This window comes from Candidatus Kurthia intestinigallinarum (assembly GCF_003991225.1).
Classification (GTDB): domain Bacteria; phylum Bacillota; class Bacilli; order Bacillales_A; family Planococcaceae; genus Kurthia; species Kurthia populi.
On record NZ_JTFC01000101.1, the window covers coordinates 1 to 849 of the forward strand.

An 849-nucleotide genomic window follows, 5' to 3' on the forward strand; every position below is an offset into this window, starting at 1 on the left:
CGGTGTCAGCTTGTCATAATAGATAGCCAGTTTTAAGCTATGAAGCTAGTTAGGGAGTATTCGACGTACTTCCTAATGTCCCTTTAATTCTACATATATTTTCTGTAGGTTGCAATAGTTTTTAACTGGCTATGTTATTAAAGGCACGTTGCGCCATACTGTAGGCGTTACGTGCTTTTTTCGTTTCTAAGGAGCGGAAAATAATAATGATGAATTTATCTTATGCACCGCATAAACATCAAGAAAACTTGATTAGCGAATGGCAAGACTGCTATATCACAGCAGAAAAGAACGTGGGCATGATAGCTACATTAGACCTGTCTAGAATTGCGTATAACGAGCCTAAACAGTTTTTCTGGACATATGAATCGTTAGGAAAGTTATTAAGCCTTACAGAGCGTGAGAAGCCTTATACCAACGTCTATTTATCACTTAATGCTTTTTGTGAAGTAAATGGTCAGATGAAACGTAGTGCTAATAATTTAGCGCAGATTCGTAATGTAGGTATCGATTTAGATTGCTACAAGCTAGGCATCTCACCAGATCAATGTAAAGAAGAACTGTTTAAACTAATTGCACATAGTAAGTTACCTAATCCTAATTTAGTAATTAATTCGGGCAATGGTGTACAGCTTATTTATTCAATACAGGGGGGAGCAGCACCTACCAATGAAATTAAATGGCTGACAATGTACATAACAAGGGAACTAACTGGTCAATTGATTGATTTAGGAGCGGATTACCAAACTTGTACACTGGAACGAGTATTTAGATTGCCTTATACATTGAATAAAAAAGAGGGTTATCCCACAAAGCTAGTAACGGCTGAAATTTGGAATCGTAGAGAAT

General features: G+C 36.9%; 1 pseudogene. It reads left to right on the forward strand.

The features are described 5' to 3' along the window. Positions 1–206: 206 nt before the first annotated feature. Positions 207–849: pseudogene (locus QI30_RS18880) on the forward strand (AsnC family protein); the annotation flags it as partial.